The organism is Desulfonatronum parangueonense, from assembly GCF_054656975.1.
The window spans coordinates 3,504,366-3,526,060 of record NZ_BAAHXH010000003.1; the positions used below are offsets into that span (position 1 = coordinate 3,504,366).

General features: G+C 56.9%; 19 protein-coding genes. 9 read left to right on the forward strand and 10 right to left on the reverse strand.

Annotation, left to right across the window (positions count from 1 at the left end; translation table 11 throughout):
- The first annotated feature begins 4 nt into the window (after positions 1 to 4).
- The 7 genes from ACYQ15_RS15735 to ACYQ15_RS15765 all read left to right on the forward strand — a co-directional run bounded on the left by ACYQ15_RS15735 (position 5) and on the right by ACYQ15_RS15765 (position 8,981).
- Complete coding sequence (locus tag ACYQ15_RS15735) at positions 5 to 1,120, forward strand: NAD-dependent epimerase/dehydratase family protein (protein WP_459938449.1); 1,116 nt, start codon at positions 5 to 7, stop codon at positions 1,118 to 1,120.
- Positions 1,121 to 1,136: 16 nt separating this feature from the next.
- Entirely contained in the window at positions 1,137 to 3,227 is a 2,091-nt protein-coding gene (locus tag ACYQ15_RS15740) for an NAD-dependent epimerase/dehydratase family protein (protein ID WP_459938450.1), read from the forward strand.
- A 2-nt stretch (positions 3,228 to 3,229) separates the two neighbouring features.
- Positions 3,230 to 4,189: an MDR/zinc-dependent alcohol dehydrogenase-like family protein gene (locus tag ACYQ15_RS15745; RefSeq protein WP_459938451.1), complete on the forward strand. Its 960-nt coding sequence runs from the start codon at positions 3,230 to 3,232 to the stop codon at positions 4,187 to 4,189.
- 13 nt (positions 4,190 to 4,202) lie between these two features.
- Positions 4,203 to 5,195, forward strand: a complete 993-nt coding sequence (locus ACYQ15_RS15750; RefSeq protein WP_459938452.1) for a Gfo/Idh/MocA family protein — start codon at positions 4,203 to 4,205, stop codon at positions 5,193 to 5,195.
- A gap of 67 nt (positions 5,196 to 5,262) precedes the next feature.
- Positions 5,263 to 6,327: a glycosyltransferase family 4 protein gene (locus ACYQ15_RS15755; protein WP_459938453.1), complete on the forward strand. Its 1,065-nt coding sequence runs from the start codon at positions 5,263 to 5,265 to the stop codon at positions 6,325 to 6,327.
- Between the two features lie 228 nt (positions 6,328 to 6,555).
- Entirely contained in the window at positions 6,556 to 7,647 is a 1,092-nt protein-coding gene (locus ACYQ15_RS15760; protein ID WP_459938454.1) for a CgeB family protein, read from the forward strand.
- A gap of 203 nt (positions 7,648 to 7,850) precedes the next feature.
- Positions 7,851 to 8,981 carry a CgeB family protein gene (locus ACYQ15_RS15765; RefSeq protein WP_459938455.1) on the forward strand — a complete coding sequence of 377 codons (1,131 nt, stop codon included), beginning with the start codon at positions 7,851 to 7,853 and terminating at the stop codon, positions 8,979 to 8,981.
- Positions 8,982 to 9,062: 81 nt separating this feature from the next.
- On the opposite strand, the gene ACYQ15_RS15770 is transcribed toward ACYQ15_RS15765, so the two are convergent.
- The 10 genes from ACYQ15_RS15770 to ACYQ15_RS15815 all read right to left on the reverse strand — a co-directional run bounded on the left by ACYQ15_RS15770 (position 9,063) and on the right by ACYQ15_RS15815 (position 19,687).
- Positions 9,063 to 12,311 (reverse strand): type I restriction endonuclease subunit R, encoded by a 3,249-nt coding sequence (locus ACYQ15_RS15770; protein ID WP_459938456.1) that lies wholly within the window; start codon positions 12,309 to 12,311, stop codon positions 9,063 to 9,065.
- Positions 12,308 to 12,469 carry a Fic family protein gene (locus tag ACYQ15_RS15775; protein WP_459938457.1) on the reverse strand — a complete coding sequence of 54 codons (162 nt, stop codon included), beginning with the start codon at positions 12,467 to 12,469 and terminating at the stop codon, positions 12,308 to 12,310. The genes ACYQ15_RS15770 and ACYQ15_RS15775 overlap by 4 nt, the downstream gene beginning before the upstream one ends.
- Positions 12,466 to 13,128: an ATP-binding protein gene (locus ACYQ15_RS15780; RefSeq protein WP_459938458.1), complete on the reverse strand. Its 663-nt coding sequence runs from the start codon at positions 13,126 to 13,128 to the stop codon at positions 12,466 to 12,468. Before ACYQ15_RS15780 ends, ACYQ15_RS15775 begins: the two co-directional genes overlap by 4 nt.
- A gap of 27 nt (positions 13,129 to 13,155) precedes the next feature.
- On the reverse strand, positions 13,156 to 14,100 hold the full coding sequence (locus ACYQ15_RS15785; protein WP_459938459.1) for an ATP-binding protein: 945 nt from the start codon (positions 14,098 to 14,100) through the stop codon (positions 13,156 to 13,158).
- A 16-nt stretch (positions 14,101 to 14,116) separates the two neighbouring features.
- The gene (locus ACYQ15_RS15790; RefSeq protein WP_459938460.1) at positions 14,117 to 14,365 is read right to left on the reverse strand and encodes a hypothetical protein; all 249 of its coding nucleotides are present in this window, start codon (positions 14,363 to 14,365) and stop codon (positions 14,117 to 14,119) included.
- 142 nt (positions 14,366 to 14,507) lie between these two features.
- Complete coding sequence (locus tag ACYQ15_RS15795) at positions 14,508 to 14,744, reverse strand: AlbA family DNA-binding domain-containing protein (protein ID WP_459938461.1); 237 nt, start codon at positions 14,742 to 14,744, stop codon at positions 14,508 to 14,510.
- The gene (locus tag ACYQ15_RS15800) at positions 14,741 to 15,949 is read right to left on the reverse strand and encodes a restriction endonuclease subunit S (protein ID WP_459938462.1); all 1,209 of its coding nucleotides are present in this window, start codon (positions 15,947 to 15,949) and stop codon (positions 14,741 to 14,743) included. The genes ACYQ15_RS15795 and ACYQ15_RS15800 overlap by 4 nt, the downstream gene beginning before the upstream one ends.
- A complete protein-coding gene (locus tag ACYQ15_RS15805; RefSeq protein ID WP_459938463.1) occupies positions 15,946 to 16,083 on the reverse strand; it encodes a hypothetical protein in 138 nt (45 codons plus the stop codon). The genes ACYQ15_RS15800 and ACYQ15_RS15805 overlap by 4 nt, the downstream gene beginning before the upstream one ends.
- Positions 16,080 to 17,543 carry an RNA-binding domain-containing protein gene (locus tag ACYQ15_RS15810; protein WP_459938464.1) on the reverse strand — a complete coding sequence of 488 codons (1,464 nt, stop codon included), beginning with the start codon at positions 17,541 to 17,543 and terminating at the stop codon, positions 16,080 to 16,082. Before ACYQ15_RS15810 ends, ACYQ15_RS15805 begins: the two co-directional genes overlap by 4 nt.
- Complete coding sequence (locus ACYQ15_RS15815; protein ID WP_459938465.1) at positions 17,540 to 19,687, reverse strand: class I SAM-dependent DNA methyltransferase; 2,148 nt, start codon at positions 19,685 to 19,687, stop codon at positions 17,540 to 17,542. The genes ACYQ15_RS15810 and ACYQ15_RS15815 overlap by 4 nt, the downstream gene beginning before the upstream one ends.
- Before the next feature lie 336 nt (positions 19,688 to 20,023).
- Here ACYQ15_RS15815 and ACYQ15_RS15820 point away from each other — a divergent pair, with 336 nt between their 5' ends.
- Together ACYQ15_RS15820 and ACYQ15_RS15825 are read left to right on the forward strand one after the other, a co-directional pair.
- Complete coding sequence (locus tag ACYQ15_RS15820) at positions 20,024 to 21,094, forward strand: CgeB family protein (protein WP_459938466.1); 1,071 nt, start codon at positions 20,024 to 20,026, stop codon at positions 21,092 to 21,094.
- Positions 21,095 to 21,229: 135 nt separating this feature from the next.
- On the forward strand, positions 21,230 to 21,562 hold the full coding sequence (locus ACYQ15_RS15825) for a nucleotidyltransferase domain-containing protein (protein WP_459938467.1): 333 nt from the start codon (positions 21,230 to 21,232) through the stop codon (positions 21,560 to 21,562).
- Positions 21,563 to 21,695: the final 133 nt, after the last annotated feature.

The following is a 21,695-nucleotide window of genomic DNA, read 5'->3' on the forward strand; positions in this document are numbered from 1 at the left end:
GAAAATGAGCAAGAACATTTTGATAACAGGCGGAGCCGGTTTTATCGGTTCGCATCTGTGCGACGAACTGCTTCGGCACGGCTACAAGGTTCGTGTGCTGGATAACCTTGTGGAGCAGGTTCACGGCAACAATGGAGCACGGCAGGTTCATCTCCATGATGTGGAATTCATGCATGGCGATGTCCGAAACCCGAAAATTGTGGATCAAGCCCTGAAGGACATGGATGCTGTCTTCCACTTCGCGGCCTGCGTCGGTGTCGGACAGAGCATGTATCAGATCCGGAAATACACGGACGTGAACAACATGGGCACCGCCGTGCTGCTGGAATGCCTGATGCGCCGTCCTGTGGCCAGGCTGGTGGTGGCCTCGAGCATGAGCATCTACGGAGAAGGGCTGTACGCTGGCGAGGACAAAACGCTGCATGAAGATGCGGAAAGAACACTTCGCCAGCTCCGGGCGGGCGATTGGGAACTGAAGAATCGTGCCGGCGAAACGCTGCGCCCTCTGCCGACCCCGGAATCGAAAAAACCGTCTCTTGCCTCCATTTACGCGCTGTCGAAATACGATCAGGAAACCATGTGCTTCCTGTGCGGGAAAGCATACGGCATTCCAACTGTGGCCTTGAGATTCTTCAACGTCTACGGAACCCGGCAGTCCCTGTCCAATCCCTACACCGGCGTACTGGCGATCTTTGCCTCACGGTTGCTGAACGACAACCCGCCGCTGATCTTTGAGGACGGCCTGCAGCGAAGAGATTTCGTGAACGTTCTCGATGTGGCGCGGGCATGCCGGCTGGCTTTGGAAACGGCCGCGGCGGAACACGAGGTCTTCAACATCGGCAGCGGCCAAAGCTATACGATTCTCGAAATAGCCCAACGGATGTGCGACCTGTTGGACAAGCCCGGCATCGAGCCGGTCACCAACGGCAAGTACCGCGTCGGAGACATCAGGAACTGTTTCGCGGACATCTCCAAGGCCCAAAAGATCCTGAAGTACCAGCCCGAGGTTTCGCTGGAAGAGGGCCTGGAAGAGTTGTCGGCCTGGCTCGATCCGCAATTGGCCGTGGACAGGGTGGACTATGCGGGAACCGAACTCGCTGCCCGAGGCCTGACCATCTAGCACTGCGTGGAACATCATGAAGACATCTCCATTCCCGAACAGGACGTCCCAAGGCCATGTAACGCCTCAAGCCGTGGGAATCGTCGAATGGTTCCGGGTCGGCGAGCACGAGCAGGTGGAAAAAGCACTGGAAGAGCTGTCGGCGCTCTCCTTTGAGCACATCAGGACGGGGATCTCCTGGGCCGACTACCATGCTGAAGGTGGCCGGCAATGGTTCGACTGGCTGGTCCCCACCATTTGTCGGAAGATGAACATGTTGCCCTGTTTCCTGTATACGCCGCCTTCCCTCGGGATAGAGCCGAAGGCTTCTTCTCCTCCGAAAAACCCGAAAGACTACGCGGACTTTCTTGACGTCATGATCACCAGATTCGACGGGTACTTCGAATGGGTGGAACTATGGAACGAACCGAACAATCGTGCTGAATACGACTTCACCTTTGACCAGAATTGGAGCATTTTTTCCGAGATGATCGGCAAGGCCGCCTACTGGATGCGGCGGCTGGAAAAGAAAACCCTGTTGGGCGGGATGAGTCCGGTGGATCCGAACTGGCTGGAAATGATGTACCAGAACGGGGTGATGCAGTATGTGGATGCCGTTGGCTTTCACGGATTTCCCAATGTCTTCGACCCGGTGTGGGAAGGATGGGCAAAGAACGCGGAGCGAATCCGCAAGGTTGTTGACCGTTACGGAGGGAATCAGGAAATCTGGGTGACGGAAGCCGGATTTTCCACGTGGCAGCACGACGAGCAACAGCAGCTGCGGACCTTTCTCGATGCTCTCGAAGCCCCGGTCCAACGTGTCTACTGGTACAGCCTGAACGATTTGGATCCGGGGCTGCCGACGGTCAACGGGTTTCATCTCGATGAGCGGGAATACCATTTTGGTCTGATCGGGAAGCATGGTCACAAGAAGTTGCTTTGCAGGCTGCTGGCGGCGCAGGGAATCAAGAACATCAGGAACAGCCGGCAACTGGCCGAACCGTACCGGGCATCGGTCGAGACCACCTCCGGAAAACATGCACTGGTGATCGGAGGCGCCGGATTCATCGGAACCAATCTTGTTCAAAAACTGCTGCGGGAGGGCGCGCAGGTCACCATCCTCGACAATCTGTCGCGTCCCGGCGTTGAAGACAACGTGCTGTGGCTACGCCGAATGAATACGGGCCGGCTTGGCGTTGAAGTCGCGGACATCCGAAATGAATACGCCATACAACAATTGGTGAACGTGGCTTCCGAGGTTTACCATCTTGCCGCCCAGGTTGCTGTCACCACAAGTTGCGAAAATCCGGCGGGCGATTTTGACGTCAATGCCCGGGGAACCCTCAACATTCTTGAATCCGTGCGCAAGGCGGACCACCCGCCGCCATTGATTTTTACCTCAACGAACAAGGTCTACGGCGCCCTCGAAGACATTCCCATGCAGACCGCCGCGTCCCGCTACATGCCCCGGGACAAGAAGTATGCGGCCCACGGCATTGATGAAGACAGGCCGCTGGACTTCCATAGCCCTTATGGGTGCTCCAAAGGCGCCGCCGATTCGTACGTTCTGGATTATGCGCGGACATACGGCATCAAGGCCGTGGTGTTCCGGATGAGTTGCATCTACGGCCGACACCAATGCGGCACCGAGGATCAAGGCTGGGTTGCCCATTTTCTGCTGAGCGCCTTGAAGGTCGAACCCATCGTCATCTACGGAGATGGTCTGCAGGTCCGGGACATCCTGTTCGTGGACGACCTGCTGAGGGCCTTCGACTTGGCAGTCAAGAACATGAGTCGGCTGGCAGGGCAGGCATTCAACATCGGCGGCGGGACGGAAAACAGCATCAGCCTTCGGGAGCTGATCCAGGTCGTCGAAAAGCTTCAGGGGACCAATGTGGACGTGGAATATGGCGACTGGCGAAAAGGCGATCAGAAGTATTTTGTCGCGGACTGCCGCAAATTCCAGGCTTTAACCGGCTGGAAACCGCGAATACCAGCAGGTCAGGGCGTGCCCATGCTCCATCGGTGGCTGAAGGAGGCGCAGCCGGTACGCAATCTGGTCCATCCCGCGAAATGGCCACCTGCATGGGACCGGATCCGTCAACCGTATCAAAAGCTGGCCAATTGACGATGAGCATGAAGACGGCGGTCATCTCGGCGCCAGGGAGCATCGTTCTCGAGTCCAGGCCCATTCCAAAGCCGGGCCCGAATGAAGTCTTGATCCGCATGGAAGGGTGCGGCGTCTGCGCTTCGGATCTTCCCGTATGGCAGGGCAGGGACTGGTTTACGTATCCGCGAGAGGCCGGATCTCCTGGGCATGAGGGTTGGGGCGAGATTGCCGCAGTTGGCGATGCAGTCCGGGTGCCGCGGGTCGGAGACAAAGTCGCGGTGGTGTCCTACCGCGCCTATGCCGAATATGACGTTGCGGATGCCCAAAACGTGACCGTACTTTCAAAGCAGCTTCACAACCGCCCTTTTCCCGGCGAACCGCTGGGTTGTGCCTGGAACATCTTTGAACGCAGCGAAATCCGGGCTGGGGATTGCGTCGCCGTGATCGGAATCGGCTTTCTCGGATCGCTGCTGACCCAATTGATCAAAAATGCCGGAGCCGAAGTGATCGCCATTTCCCGTCGCGCCTCCTCCCTGGACATGGCCAGAAGTTTCGGAGCGCAAAAAACCATCAGCCTGGACGACGAGAGGATCGTGGAAAAGGTGGAATCTCTGACCCGGGGCAGATTCTGCGACAAGGTGATCGAGGCCACGGGCAAGGAAGGCCCCCTGAATCTCGCCGGAGAACTGGCCGCGATCAGGGGGAAGATCATCATCGCCGGCTATCACCAGGACGGCCTGCGCCAGGTCAATGTTCAGCTTTGGAACTGGAAGGGGTTGGATATCATCAACGCCCATGAACGGGACCCTCGCAAATACGTGACCGGGATCCAAAAGGCCATGAATGCGGTGGTCAGCGGCCGGATGAATCCGTTCCCTCTTTTCACGCACCAGTTCGACTTCGATGACATTCAGAAAGCGTTTCAGGTTCACGCCGCCGCGCCTCCGGGTTTTGTCAAGGCAATCGTGAAGTATCGCTGATATGACATTGGCTATGAAGAAAAAAATCAGGCTGGGCTTTGCGGGGGTCGGATGGATCGGCCGGAACAGGATGGAGGCCGTGGTCCGGAGCGATCTCGCGGAAATCGTCTGGATCCAGGATATCAACCCGCAGTTGTGCGCTAAAGCGCGGGAAATGGTTTCCACGGCTCGTATTCTCGACAACGAAGAAGAATGGACCAGCCGAAACATTGACGGCGTGATCATCGCCACACCCAGCGCCCTGCATGCGCGGCAGTGCATCCAGGCCCTGGATGCGGGCGTGGCTGTCTTCTGTCAGAAACCCCTGGGCAGGAATGCCCGGGAAACCAAGGAAGTTGTCGATGCAGCCAAAAGAAACAACAAGTTGCTGGGAGTCGACTTTTCCTACCGCCATACCCGCACCATCCAAGCCGTGAAACAGGTTCTTGATTCCGGAGAGCTCGGGGAAATTTACGCCGTGGATCTCGTCTTCCACAATGGATACGGGCCGGACAAACCCTGGTATTATGACCCGGAACTTTCCGGCGGCGGCTGCCTGATCGACCTGGGCATTCATCTGGTTGATCTTGTCCTGTGGCTGTTCGATTCGCCGCGATTGACCGCCGTCCAGAGCCATGTTTTCTCGCGAGGCAGGGTGCTGGCGCCCGGAGAGAGCGCCGTGGAGGATTACGTCTCCGCTCAACTGCTGTTCGAGAGTGCCCTTTCGGTTCGTCTTGCCTGCTCCTGGAACCTGCCGGCCGGACGCGATGCCGTGATCAAGGCGAAATTCTACGGCCAAAATGGCGGCGTTTCTTTCGTCAACATCGACGGCTCCTTCTACGATTTCGTCGCCCATCAATTTCACGGAACATCCACACAAATGATCAGCAATGGTCCTGATGACTGGGGAGGCAGAACCACGGTGGACTGGCTCGTAAAATTGTCACGAAACAGTGATTTCAGTGAGGAAGCCTTTCATTATGTGGATGTGGCACGAGTTATTGATGCAGTCTATGGCAGGGGTTGATCATGGTGCAGGCTGATTTGTCCGGTTCTTTTCTTCATCCTTACCCCTCGGCCTGATGCGGATTCTGATGACCACGGACACCATCGGCGGGGTGTGGACCTATGCCTGCGAACTGAGCAGGGCGCTTGCCCCATACGGCGTGGAGGTCCACCTGGCATGCATGGGCAAGCCGTTGTCTCCTGACCAGGCGCTGTTTGCGGCGAAAATCCGGAACCTGCACATCCATTCAAGCAGCTACAAGCTGGAGTGGATGGCCGATCCCTGGGAGGACGTTGCAAAGGCCGGAAACTGGCTCAAGGAACTGGAGGCCCGCCTTGAGCCGGACCTCGTCCACCTGAACAACTATGTCCACGGAGAACTGGAACGGCACGTTCCCGTGTTCATGGTGGCCCATTCCTGCGTCTTCACCTGGTGGAGGTCGGTCAAGGGCGAAGAACCGCCTGATGAATGGAAAACATATTACGACCAGGTCGGAGCGGGTCTGCGCAACGCGGACATGGTCGTGAGCGTCAGCCGCGCTTTTCTGGATGACATGGTCGCACTGTACGGCCCGTTCAAGCAGACCCGAATAATCCATAACGGACTTGATCCAACCGATTATCAGATCAAGGAAAAGCAGGACTTGGTGTTCGGAATGGGTCGGATCTGGGACGAGGGCAAGAATCTGCAGGCCCTGGCGTTAATGCACGGCAGAATAGCGTGGCCGGTGCGGATTGCGGGAAGCGTGGACCAGGATGGCGCCGAGGATGGCGCCGAGGATGGCCAGGATGGCGCCGGAGTTTTCATTGGGCGTTTGGACCGGGACAAGATACGGGAAGTTCTGAGCAGGACGCCCATCTACGTGCTTCCGGCAAAGTACGAGCCTTTCGGGCTCTCAGCCCTGGAAGCCGCATTTTCAGGTTGCGCGCTGGTCCTGGCCGACATTCCCACCCTGCGGGAGATCTGGGGCGATGCGGCGATCTATTTCCGTCCCGATGATGCGGATGAACTGGAATGCCATCTCAAGACCCTGATCGCGGACCCGGAACTGCTGGCGCAGCGTCGAAAGCTGGCGGTCAAAAAGGCGCGACATTACTCCTCGGACCGGATGGCCGAGCGCTATATCAGGCTGTATCATGAGCTTATTGCCTAAACATTGTGTATCTACTCAGCACACCTTGTGCGATCTGCCTCCGACAATCGGAATCGGGGTCGGAATCGGGGTCGGAATCGGGGTCGGAATCGATTCTAAAACGTTGAGGAGCCTCCACATGGCTTCGCTTTCGATAGCGATTCCGATACCGATACCGACTCCGATATTCAACTCGGCAACAGCAGTAGCATACTGAAACAGTTACTTGCAAAGCATGCTGGGAAATCCATGAAAATATCCATGTTTTACCACTCCCTGATCTCGGACTGGAATCACGGCAATGCGCACTTCCTGCGGGGAGTTGCATCGGAGCTGGTCAGGCGCGGACATGATGTCTCGATCTATGAGCCGGAAAACAACTGGAGCCTGCGCAATCTGCTGCAAACCGCGGGCGAGAAGGCTGTTGCGGAGTTCAACGATTCTTTTCCTTCCTTGCGCAGCATTTTTTATGATCCCGGCAGCCTGGAGCCGGAAAAGATTCTTGAGGACCAGGACCTGGTCATTGTCCATGAATGGAACGAGTTGTCCGTGGTCAACGCCATCGGACGCCACAAGGCCTCCGGCGGAAAGTACGTTCTGTTGTTCCACGACACGCATCACAGATCCATGACGGATCAGGAGGGAATCAGCGGGTATGATCTTTTGGCCTATGACGGCGTGCTCGCGTTCGGCGAGGTGATCCGGAACAAATATCTCGCCAACAGATGGGCCAAACACGCCTGGACCTGGCATGAAGCGGCGGATGCCGCTGTTTTTTATCCCCGCGAGAATGGAACGCCTGCCGGAGATCTGGTCTGGATCGGCAACTGGGGCGACGAGGAGAGAACGCGGGAGCTGTTCGAGTTCCTCATCGTTCCGGTTCGGGAGCTGAACCTCAAGGCCAGGGTCTACGGTGTCAGGTACCCGGAGCACGCCTTGCAAGCGCTGTCGGACGCGGGAATCGAGTACGGCGGTTGGCTGCCCAACTACAGGGTTCCTGAAGTTTTCGCCCAGTACAAAGTGACGGTGCATGTACCCCGCAAGCCCTATGTCGAAACCCTGCCCGGCATCCCCACCATCCGGCCCTTCGAGGCCCTGGCCTGCGGCATCCCGTTGGTCTGCTCGCCCTGGCAGGACACGGAGGATCTGTTCGCTCCGGGAAAGGATTATCTTGTAGCCAGGGACAAGGAGGAAATGAAAATGCATCTTTCGAGAATCCTGGATGACGGCAAATTGTCAGGCGCCCTGGCTGAAAACGGCCTGCAAACCATTCGGAGTCGGCATTCTTGCGCCCACAGGGTTGATGAACTGCTGGTGATTCTGGACCAGCTCAGGTCCTGAAGAAAAGTGGGTAAGTATTTCAGCTCAGCCGAGATGATTTGGACTGGATGCCGGCGTTCCCCGGCATGACTAACGTGGAAACAGCTTACCGCAACAAGTCATTCCGGCGAAGGCCGGAATCCAGTGCAGGTGAACGACCAAATAAGTGATATGCTGAATAGTTACGAAAAGCGCGATTAAGCCGCCGCGAGGTACGACCACTCATGAATCAACTCTCCCTGAACATCGCCTTCTTCGGCTCCAGCCTGGTGTCCGCATACTGGAACGGCGCGGCGACCTATTACCGGGGGATCATCAAGGAGCTCCACAGGAAGGGGCACCGGGTAAGTTTTTATGAACCTGACGCCTACGAGCGGCAGAAACACCGGGATCTGCCCGATCCGGATTGGGCGGAAGTAGTGGTTTACGAGCCAGAGGAACAGACGGTTCTGGCAATGGTGCGCAGGGCCATGGATGCCGACATTCTGATCAAGGCCAGCGGGGTGGGCGTGTTCGATGAATTACTGGAGTCTGAGATTCTGCATGGTCGGGGCAGGGAACAGGCGTGCGTCTTCTGGGATGTGGACGCTCCGGCCACACTCCAGCGGATGGAGGAAAATCCGCATGATCCTTTCCGTGACCTTGTGCCGCGCTACGATGCTATACTCACCTACGGAGGAGGACAGCCGGTGGTCGATGCCTATACGGCTTTCGGAGCCCAGGAGTGCATTCCCATTTACAATGCATTGGATCCGGAAACCCATCACCGCGTCTCGGCTGAAGCCAGATTTCAGGCCGATCTTGCCTTTCTCGGCAACCGGCTTCCGGACCGGGAGGCGCGGGTGGAGGAGTTTTTCCTGAAGCCGGCTGCACGGCTTCCTGACAGTGATTTCATCCTGGGGGGCAACGGATGGGCGGACAAGCAGCTGCCCCGCAACGTCCGGTACATGAACCATGTCTATACCAGGGATCACAACGCCTTCAATGCGTCACCCAAGGCGGTCCTGAACATCAGCCGGGACAGCATGGCCCGCACGGGATTCTCCCCGGCCACCAGGGTCTTCGAGGCCGCGGGTGCCGGGGCATGTCTGATCACCGATCACTGGGAGGGCATCGAGCTGTTTCTGGAGCCGGACACGGAAGTGCTCATCGCCCGCAACGGCGAAGATGTCGTGGACATCCTCAAGGATCTGTCGCCGAAACGGGCCAAGTCCATCGGCGACGCGGCACTGCGGCGCATGCTCTCCGAACATACCTATGCCCACCGAACCGATCATCTGGAGGGCATTCTCGCCAGAATGGCCGGGGCACGCAAGCAGCATTCGATGACCCTGACAGGGAGCAACAAATCGTGACGCCGCCCTTTGTCATTGAAGAGGTTGGTTGACTATACAGCGACATTCCATCAGGTCAAAGCAGGGGATATCCCCACGAACTCATGCAGCCCGGAATTCATAGAAGGGCGAAGGCAGAGTCGGATAGACGCGATAGACGTGACGATAGACCTCCTCGGCCCTGGCAAGCACGTCGTCCTCGGAATAGTGGTCGGCTGGCAGGCCGGTTGTGTCGCTCCACAGAAAATCCCGGATCGTCAGACGGATACTGTCCCTGGTCGCTTCCCGGCTTTCCCAGTCTTCGATCATGCTGATCCTGTTCTTGACGGTTTGCAAGAGGTCCACTGCCACGGACTTGATCCGTTTGATCTCCTGGGCCGAAAGCTCCGGTTTGCGCAACAGGTCGAACAGGGCCAGCGACTCTTCATCCAGGCCTTCACGAACGGCCCGGCTCCCTTCATCGTCAATATCCCGAATAATCCGCATCAGTTCTTCGAACGTCTGCTCAATGGTTACCCGGTCCTTTTCCCGGTTGTAGTCGGCAACGATTTCTTCGTAGCGTTTCTGGAAATCCGTGCGCAGCGGATTTTGCCGGAGCAAACGTTGGAGGCGGAGTTCGATGACGGCTTTCAGGTTCTGAACAGTGGTTCGCTTGGCCCGGATACGTTTAAATTCCCTGCGCAGCCTGTCAAAGTCGATCTTGCTGATATCATAGGGTTCCGTGTTTTCTGTCGCGGGAGTCGGCCGCACCTTGATGGCCTTGTCCACCACCTCGTACAATTTCCGGATGATGTCCGTGATATCCGCTTCCTCACGGTCCTGCTGGAGGCTTTTGTAGATCACATTGATCGCATCGCGGTCCGCCCGATGGGCGTTTACGCCTTTTTCATTGATGCAGGCCTTGAATTTCACGAAAACGGCCCGGCAGGTGACCTCGAACCGCTTGCGGGTCTCGTCGTTTTCGTTGACCGCCTCCTTGGCCGCCAAAATGGCCGCGTTGCGGTCAAAACCTCCCTGCCTGATGATATCGTCCAGAGAGGCTCCCCGTTCAGCGAGAAATGTCCGCACAAAGCCAATGGCCTCGGCCAACTCAGCCAGCAACTCCTCGCCCGGCCTGGTCGGGTTGATCTCCCCGCCCGTATCGCCTGCGCCGTCGCTTTTCCCGGCAAATGTGGCCAGCGCCTTACGCAGACTCTTCAGAATGCCGCAGTAGTCCACGACCATACCGTTGTTCTTGCCTTCGTGAACGCGGTTGGCCCTGGCGATGGCCTGCATCAGGGTGTGCGCCTTGAGCGGTTTGTCCATGTACAGGGTGGAGAGGCAGGGCACGTCGAAGCCGGTCAGCCACATGGCGCAGACAATGGCGATCCGGAAAGGATGTTCCGGCTCCTTGAAGGCGTCGTCCAGGGCCAGCCGTTGCATATTCCTGTACTGGGGCAGGCCGCGCATGGACTCGGGCAGGTCCATGCCTTCCTTGATCAGTCGGCGGTGCGGCTTTATGTCCAAATCCCACTTTCTGAATTTCTCCACTTCGCCCTGTTCCTCACTGATCACAACGGCCCTGCGCGTCTGGCGCATCCACTCGATCTGACGGAGCCGGTACTGTTCGTCCTGCTCGTCCGCTGCGCAAGACAGCTCTTTTTCCAGCTCACGAATGCGCTGATCCCAGTAGAATTCGATCAGTTTATGCATTCTGACGCAGGTGATCTTGTCGATGCAGACGAACATGGCCTTCCCGGACTCCCAGGCCGAGGAATAATGGAGAACGAAATCCCGGGCCACCTGGTTGAGCCGATCTCCATGCGTGATGATGTGGTAGTCCCGCTTCAGTTCCCGCTCCAGGCGCTGCTCCACATCAATGGCGTCGATTTCCAGTTCTTCCAGTTTCGCGGCGATTCGTTCGTTCAGGTCATTGACCGCCACGCCCAGCTTGTCTCCCCGGGCGTCGTAGTACAGCGGAACCGTGGCATGATCCTCCACGGCCCGTTGAAAGTCGTAGGTCGAGACATAATCGCCGAACACACGCCGCGTGATCTCGTCGTCCGTGAACAGCGGCGTGCCGGTGAACCCGATGTAGCCGGCATTGGGCAGGGCATTGCGCATGTTCAGGGCCAATGTGCCGTATTGGGTCCGGTGGGCCTCGTCCGTGATCACGATAAGATCGTCCCGCAAGGTGTACCCCTCTTCCGGGGTGACATCCTTGTGGAATTTTTGGATCAACGAAAAAATATGGGACTTGTGCTGGCCCAGCAATTGCCTGAGATCATCACCGCTGGATGCCCGGCATGGATCACGGTCGCTATCCACCACGCCGCAGCCGGCAAAGGTCTTGTAGATTTGCGTGTCCAGATCCTCTCGGTCGGTCAAAACCAGGAAGGTGAAGTTGCCGCCCAGCTTGCGGTGCACCTTGCGGGTGAAAAAGACGATGGAGTAGCTCTTGCCCGCGCCCTGGGTGTGCCAGAATACCCCCAGCTTTCCATCCCTGGCCTCCCTGTCGCGAACAGCCGCCACCGCCCGGTTGACGCCCAGGAACTGATGGTTGCGGGCCAGAATTTTCCTGGCCTGCCCGACGGATTCATCGAAAAGAATATAGTTTTCCACCAGGTCCATGAAATTGGCCTTGGCGCAAACGCCAATGAGCAGGGTAGCCATATCCACGACGCCCGGCTCGCCCTCGTCCAAACGCTTCCAGTCGTGGAAAAATTTGTACGGGCTGCCCAGGGAGCCCAATTTGGCCTCGATGCCGTTGCCCAGCACGATCAGGGCACTGTGGTGGAACAGGTGGGGGATGGTGTCCAGGTAGTCCTTGTAATTGCGCTCATAGGCGGTTTGCAGGTCCTTGTAGACGTTCTTGCACTCCATGAAGAGCAGCGGCAGGCCGTTCACAAAGCCCACGATATCGGCCCGGCGACGGTACAGATCCCCGCGCACCCACAGCTCGCGCACGCAAAGGAAGTCGTTGTTCAAGGGCTCGTTGAAGTCGAACAGGCGCAACCGTTGGCGTTCCAATTCGCCCTTGGCATTCCGAAAGCCCACCTGCACCCCGTCCCGGAACAGGTTGTATTTCTCCCGGTTCGTCGCCAGGAGCGATTGGGTCGCACTGGTGGTCGTGATCTGGCGCACGGCCTCGTCATAGGCAACATCCGGCAAACGTGGATTCAGTTCCACCAGCTTGACCCGCAACGTGCGGACCAGCACCACCTCCCGATCCGAGGCACGCCCCAAAAGACTATTTGGTCCGAAGTCCTCGTTGTTGTATGCATAAACGGACTTCCACCCGAGTTCCTGCTCCATGAACTCGGCAGTGGTTTGTTGGACAAGGGTGTCTTCGGTGTAAGGGGTCGAGGTCATTCCTCGTCCCCCCCTAACACCTGCTTGCCTTTGGCCGTCAACCGGAATCTCTGTTTACTGCTGGTGGGCTTTTTGGGCATGGTTAATTCGATCAGGCCGTTTTCAAGGGCCGGGTGTAGGTAATTGCTGCGAAACGTGGGCCGATGGCGAAGATTCAATGCCTCTCGCAGTTCGCTTGATGATTTCTCCCCGTGCTAAAGTTCGCGCAGCAACCGAACGACTGGGTCGGCAACTGGGTCGATGACTGGGTCGCATTGCTTTCTCTTCCTTTTTGACTTGGTCCCGACTTGGGCCCAACTTGGTCCGCTTGGGCTTTCACCTGGTCTCGACCTCCTTCCGCCCAAGTTCCAGCCTGCTCACCGCCCTCCGGCAAATCCGGACGTGGGAAAACCATGGTGAACCAATGCTCCGACACCTCAATCTTCGGTTCGGCAACCCCGTACTCACGGCAGAGGTTGCGGATGCGCTTGATGCCGGAGCCGATGTGTTCCACCGCCTCCATGCGGTGCAGCATGGCAAAGAGCGAGGGATTACGCGGGATGCTCTTCGTGCCGAGATCGGCCTCGGTCATTCCGGCGGGCAGGCCGCCGGGTCTGACGATTTCAAGCCGGTCCTTGAACAGATAAACGTGCACGCTGGCCGTGGAAAAGTATCTTCGCTGTAGCCCATCAATCAATCCTCTCAACAAAAGCCTTGGAAGATATCGACGCTTATCAACGTTTATCGACGTTGTAGACCTTGATTTGGGGAGGTTTAACTGTTTGTTATTCATGAGGAATGGATGTCTGGCGTCGATTCGGGCGATTGTATTATGCATTATTTGAGAGGATCCATGTTGATTTCTTTACCCGACTGCCCAATACCTTCTGCCACGGTTATCACCTTTATGTTCAACATTCCCCTTGATCCGCAGTCGATCCAGTGCTGATTTCACCTGTCGCCGTATAATTTCTTTTCCGATTCGATGATGGATTTCCCCGATCGCTGATCCTGGATAGCGGTGTAGATCCTCCAAGATCAAGGCTTCCAGACGGTGCGGCTCAATCCGGGCAAGGCTGGTTTGAGAGGGAAACTCAAGCCGCCGTAAAAGGCCAGGTGCGACGAAATATCGAGTGCCTTTGGTCCTGCCTGTTTGATTCACAATCTCAAACCGTTGCAAACGTCCAAGCCAAGGCTTCAACGCATCAGTGCTGCCAAGTTCCAAACCTGCAGCCAGTTCGTTTGCCGTCATGCCTTCGCTGAGCGCCAGGATTCCCAAAGTAATGCGCTCGCGCTGGGTCAGACGATATCGTGCATCCACGACGGTCAACATTTTCATCACTTCCGGTTTCAAAATACGCCTTTGAATGGTCACCTTGACCCAGTCTGCCCCTTCTTCAAGGTGAGGCATGGCCCGGCCTTGAGAAAGAAGACGGTCGTAGATTAGATCGAATCCGCTACCTTCTCGCTCCATCAAACCAAGATCATGAAAAACCCTAGCCAATTCGTCGTTGCGGCGGCGACTTGCATGAAGAATGTTGCGTGGCGTCACCCCCAATGGCAAGCGCCCTGGATTGATTACCTCCAAATGTTCCGGATAGAGGTTGATAAAGACATCGCCTCGTTGCGTATATGGCCGGTGGACCAAGGCGTTTACCAACAACTCGCGCACCACTTTTTCATCGTAAGCGGGTACGTTACGTCGAAAGAATCCTTCCGCGACTTCGTAGGATTCACGGAAATCCGGGATTTCGCGCCAGATGGCATCAATCTGCTCAAAGGCGACAGTGCGTGATCGTCCCACACCCATTTGTTAATCTTGTTGTTCAGTTCGTCATACTTGATAGCCTGTACCACCGGAGCGGTCCCAAGATTGCGACGCTGTACGGCCGTTCCCAGCAGAGGACCCCGAGGTTGGTCAGGTTGGTCTCCATAGAAAGGCCATAATGGTACAGCAATTCATCGGCGCTTTTTTCCTTGACCGACTCTTTAACGCGATCCGAAGTCAGAATGGCCGAGGCAAAATACGTCATTTTTTCGGCATCCAGCGCTTTGCGGGAAACGAAGCTGTCCATTGTCTCCCATGGGCGTCCTGGTCGTTCGTTGGCCAACCGCAAGACATCATCACCCAGTACTGGTTGGCAGGAATCACCAATCCGCAGGAAATAGCGGCCATCGCTGGTGGAGGCGACGCCAGGAGCACGATGAATGATGAGTTCAAGGAACGTTCACGGTTAATTCACCAACCCGTTTTTGCACTTTTTCCGGCAAGGCGGGGGCAATACGCTGACCTTGCGGAGGCTCGCTCTCACCTTCTTCGATGCCGATCAGTAGTCGGCCGCCGCTGCCGTTGGCAAAGCACACACAATCCTTGGCGATCTCCTGCCAAGCTGGATTCTTGCCGGTAACGACCCTGATCGATTTGCGGTCTGTATGCTGGTCCTCATGGCTCATACGGCTATCTCTCCGTTCATCAATTTGGGCAGGAGGAGGTCGCGGGCTTTTCTTAGGCTTCGAACTTGTCCAGAAAGGTTATCAACCTGAGCAAGCATTGGGGATACGTGCCCCATAAAAGCTGAAATCAGCTTTTCTTCCGGCACAACGAAAGGAATCAACTTGAATGTATCCCGGACGATCGCATCGAATACCGCGCCGACAGCACGGCTACGAAACTGTTCTACTCCATCTACCAAGGCGAAAAAGAGAAACTGCTGGTTAAGTGGTGGATGAGCAACAAGCGCGTAGCAGGACTGGTTCATTGCCATGGGGCGTTGGGCGAGATTGATTTTGCCAACCGTCCCTCTGGCAGTAATGAAAACGGTACCCTTCGGATAAAGTTTGCTATTACAGTTCTTTAATCCGGCTTCGGTGATGGACTTCTCTGTGTCGTGCGCATAAGCAAAATCGGTCGCGTCTTTAGGAGTAAAAAAAGGGATATCCCCATTCCAAAAAGACGGATTCGTTGTCTTGGGTGTTCCGCCACTGAGTACATCTATTACATCAAAGGCGTTTTTCTTCTCCCACCCCTCCGGCACCCCATCCACAATCTTGACGTGCTCGTGGCCAGGAAAACGAAGGTGAACGAACCATTCCTTGTAGAGCAGCCGCGCCGCCTGCTCCATCAACTGAATCCGACGGCGGTTATTTTCGATGAGGTTGTCGTAGGTGGAGAGGACGGAAGCGATGAACCGTTGAGTCTGGATATCGAGTAATGGAAGAGGCCACTGCTCAAGCACACGGGTTTCCAGTTTCTTGGTGCCGTGCGAAGCATCCGTGGCAGAATCTCGGATGGAATGCCGTTGAGATTTCAGATAATAAAACAAAAACCAAGGGTCGATTCTTTCAGACGGTCGTAGAGCCTTGATGTCTTGGTTGAACGTGACATCTCGTTCTGTAATCGAAATGCGAAACTCTTTGGCCAGCGACATTCCACGAACAACCACCAACACTGTATTCGCAGGCACTCGCTTTGTACCGTTTTGCGCTCCTTCCTCTGTGACGCGGCGCTCAGTAAGCGAAATGCGGCTTTCGGTCATTTCTCCTGAAGATACCCACGGTATGTCGCCTCCCCAAAATCGAGAATCACTCATCCGAGGTGTGCCGCCCGAAAGGAAAGAAACTTCAGAGGCAAGCGGGACTGTTTGAACCTTGGTTCTCATACCCCAAGCTCCTCGAAATTCTTCTTGATCGTCGCGGCGAGGCGCATGGATCCGGCGTTCAGGTCTTCCATTACGGAGAATGTGTAAGCCTCTCTTGCACAAAAAGCGAAACAGGCTGTTTCACAATTTTTCATATCCCATCCTCCAGCACCTGTTTCCCTTTTTCGGTCAACCGGTATTTCTGTGTCGGACTTGTGGGGGAATCAGGCTGGGTCATTTCGATGAAAGCTCCTGCGAGGGCCGGGTCCAGGTAGTTTTTGGAAAACGTTACGCGATCTTTCAGGCCAGTGGCTTTCATCAGTTCGGCCCTGCTTACTTCTCCAATACAAACGGCCAGCAGTCTTTTTACTTGCTGGGTTGCTTGCTGGGTTACTTGCTGGGTTACTTGCTGTGTGGTTGCCTCTGCCTGTTCTTCAGGCCCCGCCTTACGTATGTCTGTCGAAATGCGGTGCGGTTCCGCCAGATAGACGGTGAAGCGCAGGCGCATGGCGACTTCTTCGATCTTGGGTTCCGGTAGTCCCATTTCCCGGGCTTCCGCGAATATGCGGCGCACGCCGGTGCCCCATTGTTCGATCAGGTGGAGTTCCTTGAAAACGCGGGCGATGACCGGGTTGCGAATCCGGGAGGTGCCTTCCTTCATTTCTTCGATGGTCAGGCCGGGCAGGAGAATACCCATGCTTTCCACCTCGATGCGGTCATCCAGAAAGACCACCCGGATGGGAGCGCCCCGTTGCGAGTAGTCGCTGTGGACAAGGGCGTTGATGATCACTTCGCGCAAAATCCCCAGGGGAATGCTCCAGACGTCCTTGCGGCGCACCTCGGAGAGATCGGCTCCGCGGTAGGCGTGTTTTTTGAGAAACAGCAGGACCTCGTCAACGGCCCTGGGCAGGGGGAGGTCGATCTCAATGTGGTCGTAAATATCAATTTTCTCGGTTCCATAGAAACGGCCACACTGAATCCAGGCATCGAAAAAATGCTGCGTCCGTTGTCGGCCGAAAAGCAGAATCCCACCTTTCGTGGGCACCAGCCTGTTTTGATGGCGGGTCAGCAGTTTCAGCGTCAGCAAGGCCTGGTCATCCAGCTTCCGGCTCGTACCAAAGGCTGCTTGCAGTGCTTCGTGGTCCAGATCGGCAAGGCTCAACTCCGGCATGGGCAGGGCGTCGAAGGAAACGCCTTCCACCGAACGGCGCAGCTCGGCGATCAGCTCGCGGTCGGCCTGGCGGTTGCTGGAGCCAAGCCGGACGTAGACCCCGGTTTCCGGTCCAGCGGAGCGAAGATAGTGCGGGCGGGAGTTGCTGAGAAAAACTTCGATCACGAGCAGGGTCTTGCTCTCAACCGTGGTCATCTCGACATTGGGCACCAGGTGGGGGCTGATGGAGTCCGCGATCAGATTGCAGAGCCGCTCCTCCTCATCCAGTGGATTGTCCACTCCCACCACCTCGCGACTCGTGTCCGTCACGCCGATGACGATCTTGCCGCCCGAGGTATTGGCAAAGGCCACCAGGGTCTTGAGCAGGTTTTTGGGAGAAGAAAGATCCTGCTTAAACTCCAGGGTCTTGCCCTCGTCGGCCTTAAGCAGCTCGGCAATACTCATATCCCCAATTCCTCGAAATTCTTCTTGATCGTCGCGGCGAGACGCACGGCTTCGGTGTTCAGGTCCTCCAGCTCGACATGGATTTCCCGCAGGGCTTCCTCGAAGTCAAAGCCATCCTCCTCCATTTCCGGGGCTACGCCTACGTAGCGGCCGGGGGTCAGGCTCCAGTCATTGGCCGCGATCTCGGCCCGGCCCACCAGCTTGGCCAGCCCTTCCACATCGCGCAGTTCCGCATCCGGGAAACGTTCGGTCAGCCATTTGGCCTGCTTCCAGAAATAGCGGACCTGCTTGAGTTGTTCCACGGCCAGGGCGCGGGCTTCATCAAGCGCCTTGATCCGTTTGCGGAGGTCGTTGGGGCGTATGCATGCGGGCGCACCCTCACCCCCGGCCCCTCTCCCAGGGGGAGAGGGGGGATGGTCTTGCCCGTTTGAGGGTTCGGATTGTGTCAGCCTGGAGGCCAGCTTGAACAGCATGTCGCTCTGCTTGACCAGATTTCGGCTTGTTTCCACCAGCGGGGAAAGCCGATCAACGGCTGCTTTCAGTTCGCCATTGGTTGGATTTTGCTCGTCCCATTGCGCCTGCTGCTGGGTGATGGATTTCCGGAAGGCGTCTGCGTCCGCCGTGAACAAAGACATGGCCTCGTCGAATTCTTCGTGTAGGGACGACCGGCCGGTCGCCTCAATATCAACGACATCACGTAGCGTGGCCATTGCGTCCGTGAAATCCGGCAGGGGCGACCGGCCGGTCGCCCCGGTATCGCCCTTGTCGGCCATTGTCGCAAAACAGTTCGCGCCCTCGGCCAGCACACGTTGGCAATAACCAGCCACGAGACTGAGATATCGCTCTGTATCGCCACGGTAGAGCCAGGCGAGGGCCAGGATGTTCTTTTCCTGCTCCGGCGAAAAATCGTAAATCTTGCGCGTGACTTTCCGATAGATGTTCCTGGCGTCGACCATCAGCACCTTGTCGCGGTGTGCTTCGGGCTTGGCCCGGTTGAGGAACCAGAGTTCACAAGGGACGGTCCGGGTGTAGAAGAAGTTGGAGCGGATGGCGATCATGATGTCCACGTCGCCGGTCTCCACCAGCTTCTGACGAACCTTGGCTTCGTCGCGCCCGGCACTGGAGGCCTGGGAGGACATGACAAATCCTGCCCGTCCATGCTCATTCAAGTAACTGTAGAAGTAGCTGATCCAGATGTAGTTGCCGTTGGAGACCTTGCCCTTCTTGTTCACACCGGGCAGGCCGAAGGGCAGACGGGGATCGGTCTTGACCTTGTCCGCATCAATTTCATCCACGTTGAATGGCGGGTTGGCCATAACATAATCGGCCTTGCCCAGCAGTTCGTGCGGATCCTCGTAGTAGGTGATGGCTCGCTTGATGTCGCCTTCAAGGCCGTGCACCGCCAGGTTCATCTTGGCCAGACGGATGGTGGTGGCGTTCTTTTCCAGGCCGTAAAAGGTCAGCCTGTCCACCGGATTCCGCCCCTGCTCCTCCACGATGCGGGCACTCTGCACGAACATGCCGCCGCTGCCGCTGGCCGGATCGAGCAAACTGCCGCCCTGCGGGTCGATGACATGGGCAATGAGCGAGACCAAGGACACCGGGGTGAAGAATTCGCCGCCGTCGTGGGCCTTCTGGTCCGCGAACTGGGTCAGGAAGTATTCGTAAATCCGCCCGAACACGTCGCCGGAGACCTGTTTCAGTTCATCCGGATTCAGGGTGCGCAGCAGCTGGCCGAGGACGGGATTGCTCAACTCCTGGTATTCGCTCTTGGGCAGGACGCCGCGCAGGCTTTCATAGTCTGCCTCGATGGACTCCATGGCCTCGATGATGGCTTTGGCCCGGTCGTCTCCGTCGGACAGGGCGACAAGAGAGTCGAACTGGGCTTCGGGACGCAGGAAAATGGCGCTCTTTTGGGAGAAATCCTCTTTGGTCAGCGCACGGGTCTTTCCGCCGCGCGTGGGCAGGTCGGCCTCGATGGCGTCCTTGACCGCCAGAAACCGGCTGTAGGCATGCCGCAGAAAGATCAGGCCCATTACGGGCAGAAAATACTCGTTGCTGGCGTAGTTGGAGTTCGCCCGCAGCGTGTCCGCCGCGCTCCAGAGTCGTTTTTCAATGGCTTCGATATGTTCCAGTTGGGCCAAGGTGGTGCTCCGGTTTTGGGTGTCTTGGCAAGGGATGGTTCAGAGCAGGTTGGCATTTGGCGGTCGAAAGCTGTCTTGGGCAACCCCATGCGGATGCACGGCCTGCCGGAGGGGCGGTACGCAAAGCGCCCCTGCCTATCCCTTGACAAGAATGTGGGTGATGTGTGTCCGCTTAGCATTCTTTCCGCTAACGCCGCAATGGCAACGAGTCGGCCCTGTCAGAAGGGGCCAAGGGCGAATGGGTCGGCGGAATGGGTATGGCGGGTCGACAACCATGGTCCGAAGCTTGCATTCTGCGTTTTCGGGCAAATTTTTCGCCGAGGAGGAAGAAAGCCGATGACGCCTCTGAAAATCACCATCCTGGGCCTGTCCATCACCTCGTCCTGGGGCAACGGGCATGCCACCACGTTCCGGGGGCTGGTGAAGGAACTGGACAAAGCCGGGCACGCGGTGACGTTTTTGGAACGCAACGTGCCCTGGTACTCCGGCAACCGGGATCTACCCAATCCGGAGTATTGCCGCCTGGTACTCTATGAGGACCTTGCCGAACTGCAGGGTGCGCATGCTGAAACAATCCGGACCGCGGACCTGGTGATCGTGGGCTCCTACGTGCCGGAAGGAGTGGAGGTCTGCGCATTCGTGATCCGGCAAGCCAGGGGAGTGAAAGCCTTCTACGACATCGACACGCCCGTTACTCTGGCAAGACTGGAAAACAACGACTGTCCTTACCTGGCCACTGACCAGATCGCCCGGTTTGATCTGTACCTGTCCTTCACCGGCGGACCAACCCTGGAACTGCTGGAACGCAAGTACGGTTCACCGGCGGCCAGGGCTTTGTATTGCAGCGTGGACCCGGACTTCTACTATCCGACGCCCGCCCCGATGCGCTGGGATCTCGGCTACCTGGGCACCTACAGCGACGACCGTCAGCCGCCCCTGGAAAGATTGATGCTCGATGCAGCCCGGAGCTGGCCGGAAGGCCGGTTCACGGCCGCCGGAGCCCAGTATCCGCAAAGCGTGCAGTGGCCGGAGAACCTGCGGTACCTGCCCCATGTCCCCCCCGACGAACACCGGGATTTCTACTGCTCCCAGCGCTACACCATGAACATTACCCGATCTGACATGATCAGGTCTGGATATTCGCCCAGCGTGCGCCTGTTCGAGGCGGGCGCCTGCGGCGTGCCCATCATCAGCGACTACTGGCAGGGACTGGACGAGCTGCTCGCGCCCGGCAAGGAAATCCTGATCTCCCACTCCGCCGCGGACACCCTAGCCTTTCTGAAGGAGATCCCCGAAGAGGAACGAACCCGGATCGGCCACAACGCCAGAGAAAAAATCCTGGCCAAACACACCGCCCGCCAGCGGGCTCGGGAATTGGTGGGGTATTTCGAGGAAATCATTGGGTGAGAGGTTAGGCGCTTAATCGCCTAACCTCTCACCTTATCGTTCATTTGCCCTCTTTTTGACCACAGGGTATGAAAAAAATCAGTTTACCGATTGCCCTTTCGTCCGTTCTGCTCCCCAGGAGACCCGCCATGCCCTATGTCCACTGCAATGCCTACTGAAAAAGATATATTCATAAACAAGGCAAAAATGTTTCTCGACTTCTTGCGCCAGGACGGCATTGATGTCGCGGTTACTTACCTGTTCGGTTCCGTGGTGGAGGGCAGGGCCAGCGACGAGAGCGATATTGATGTCGCTGTGGTTTCCAAGGATTTTCAAGGTGTTCCATATTTTGACATGCTAAGAATCGGCAAGCATCGCAGACGGGTTGATCTGCGTTTGGAAATCCATCCATTCGCCTTGCATGACGTACAGACTGACCCTTCACATTTCTATCTGAATATAAAGCAGGTTGGAATTCGAATATCCTAGTTGCCCTCCAGGAAGGAGCGGATGGTCTCGAATCGGTAGTGGCTGATGGCGAAGCGTACCAGATGCGGGACCACGATCTTCTCGTTGTGCCAGAACTTCTCAAGTTCGCCCATCAACTCCGGGACGCTGTCCT

Bases quoted from the DNA above. Each gene is read 5' to 3' on its own strand.
- ACYQ15_RS15735 (WP_459938449.1), top strand. From the start codon at position 5: ATGAGCAAGAACATTTTGATAACAGGCGGAGCCGGTTTTATCGGTTCG.
- ACYQ15_RS15740 (WP_459938450.1), top strand. From the start codon at position 1,137: ATGAAGACATCTCCATTCCCGAACAGGACGTCCCAAGGCCATGTAACG.
- ACYQ15_RS15745 (WP_459938451.1), top strand. From the start codon at position 3,230: ATGAGCATGAAGACGGCGGTCATCTCGGCGCCAGGGAGCATCGTTCTC.
- ACYQ15_RS15750 (WP_459938452.1), top strand. From the start codon at position 4,203: ATGAAGAAAAAAATCAGGCTGGGCTTTGCGGGGGTCGGATGGATCGGC.
- ACYQ15_RS15755 (WP_459938453.1), top strand. From the start codon at position 5,263: ATGACCACGGACACCATCGGCGGGGTGTGGACCTATGCCTGCGAACTG.
- ACYQ15_RS15760 (WP_459938454.1), top strand. From the start codon at position 6,556: ATGAAAATATCCATGTTTTACCACTCCCTGATCTCGGACTGGAATCAC.
- ACYQ15_RS15765 (WP_459938455.1), top strand. From the start codon at position 7,851: ATGAATCAACTCTCCCTGAACATCGCCTTCTTCGGCTCCAGCCTGGTG.
- ACYQ15_RS15770 (WP_459938456.1), bottom strand. From the start codon at position 12,311: ATGACCTCGACCCCTTACACCGAAGACACCCTTGTCCAACAAACCACT.
- ACYQ15_RS15780 (WP_459938458.1), bottom strand. From the start codon at position 13,128: ATGCATAATACAATCGCCCGAATCGACGCCAGACATCCATTCCTCATG.
- ACYQ15_RS15785 (WP_459938459.1), bottom strand. From the start codon at position 14,100: ATGGGTGTGGGACGATCACGCACTGTCGCCTTTGAGCAGATTGATGCC.
- ACYQ15_RS15790 (WP_459938460.1), bottom strand. From the start codon at position 14,365: ATGGACAGCTTCGTTTCCCGCAAAGCGCTGGATGCCGAAAAAATGACG.
- ACYQ15_RS15795 (WP_459938461.1), bottom strand. From the start codon at position 14,744: ATGAGCCATGAGGACCAGCATACAGACCGCAAATCGATCAGGGTCGTT.
- ACYQ15_RS15800 (WP_459938462.1), bottom strand. From the start codon at position 15,949: ATGAGAACCAAGGTTCAAACAGTCCCGCTTGCCTCTGAAGTTTCTTTC.
- ACYQ15_RS15805 (WP_459938463.1), bottom strand. From the start codon at position 16,083: ATGAAAAATTGTGAAACAGCCTGTTTCGCTTTTTGTGCAAGAGAGGCT.
- ACYQ15_RS15810 (WP_459938464.1), bottom strand. From the start codon at position 17,543: ATGAGTATTGCCGAGCTGCTTAAGGCCGACGAGGGCAAGACCCTGGAG.
- ACYQ15_RS15820 (WP_459938466.1), top strand. From the start codon at position 20,024: ATGACGCCTCTGAAAATCACCATCCTGGGCCTGTCCATCACCTCGTCC.
- ACYQ15_RS15825 (WP_459938467.1), top strand. From the start codon at position 21,230: ATGTCCACTGCAATGCCTACTGAAAAAGATATATTCATAAACAAGGCA.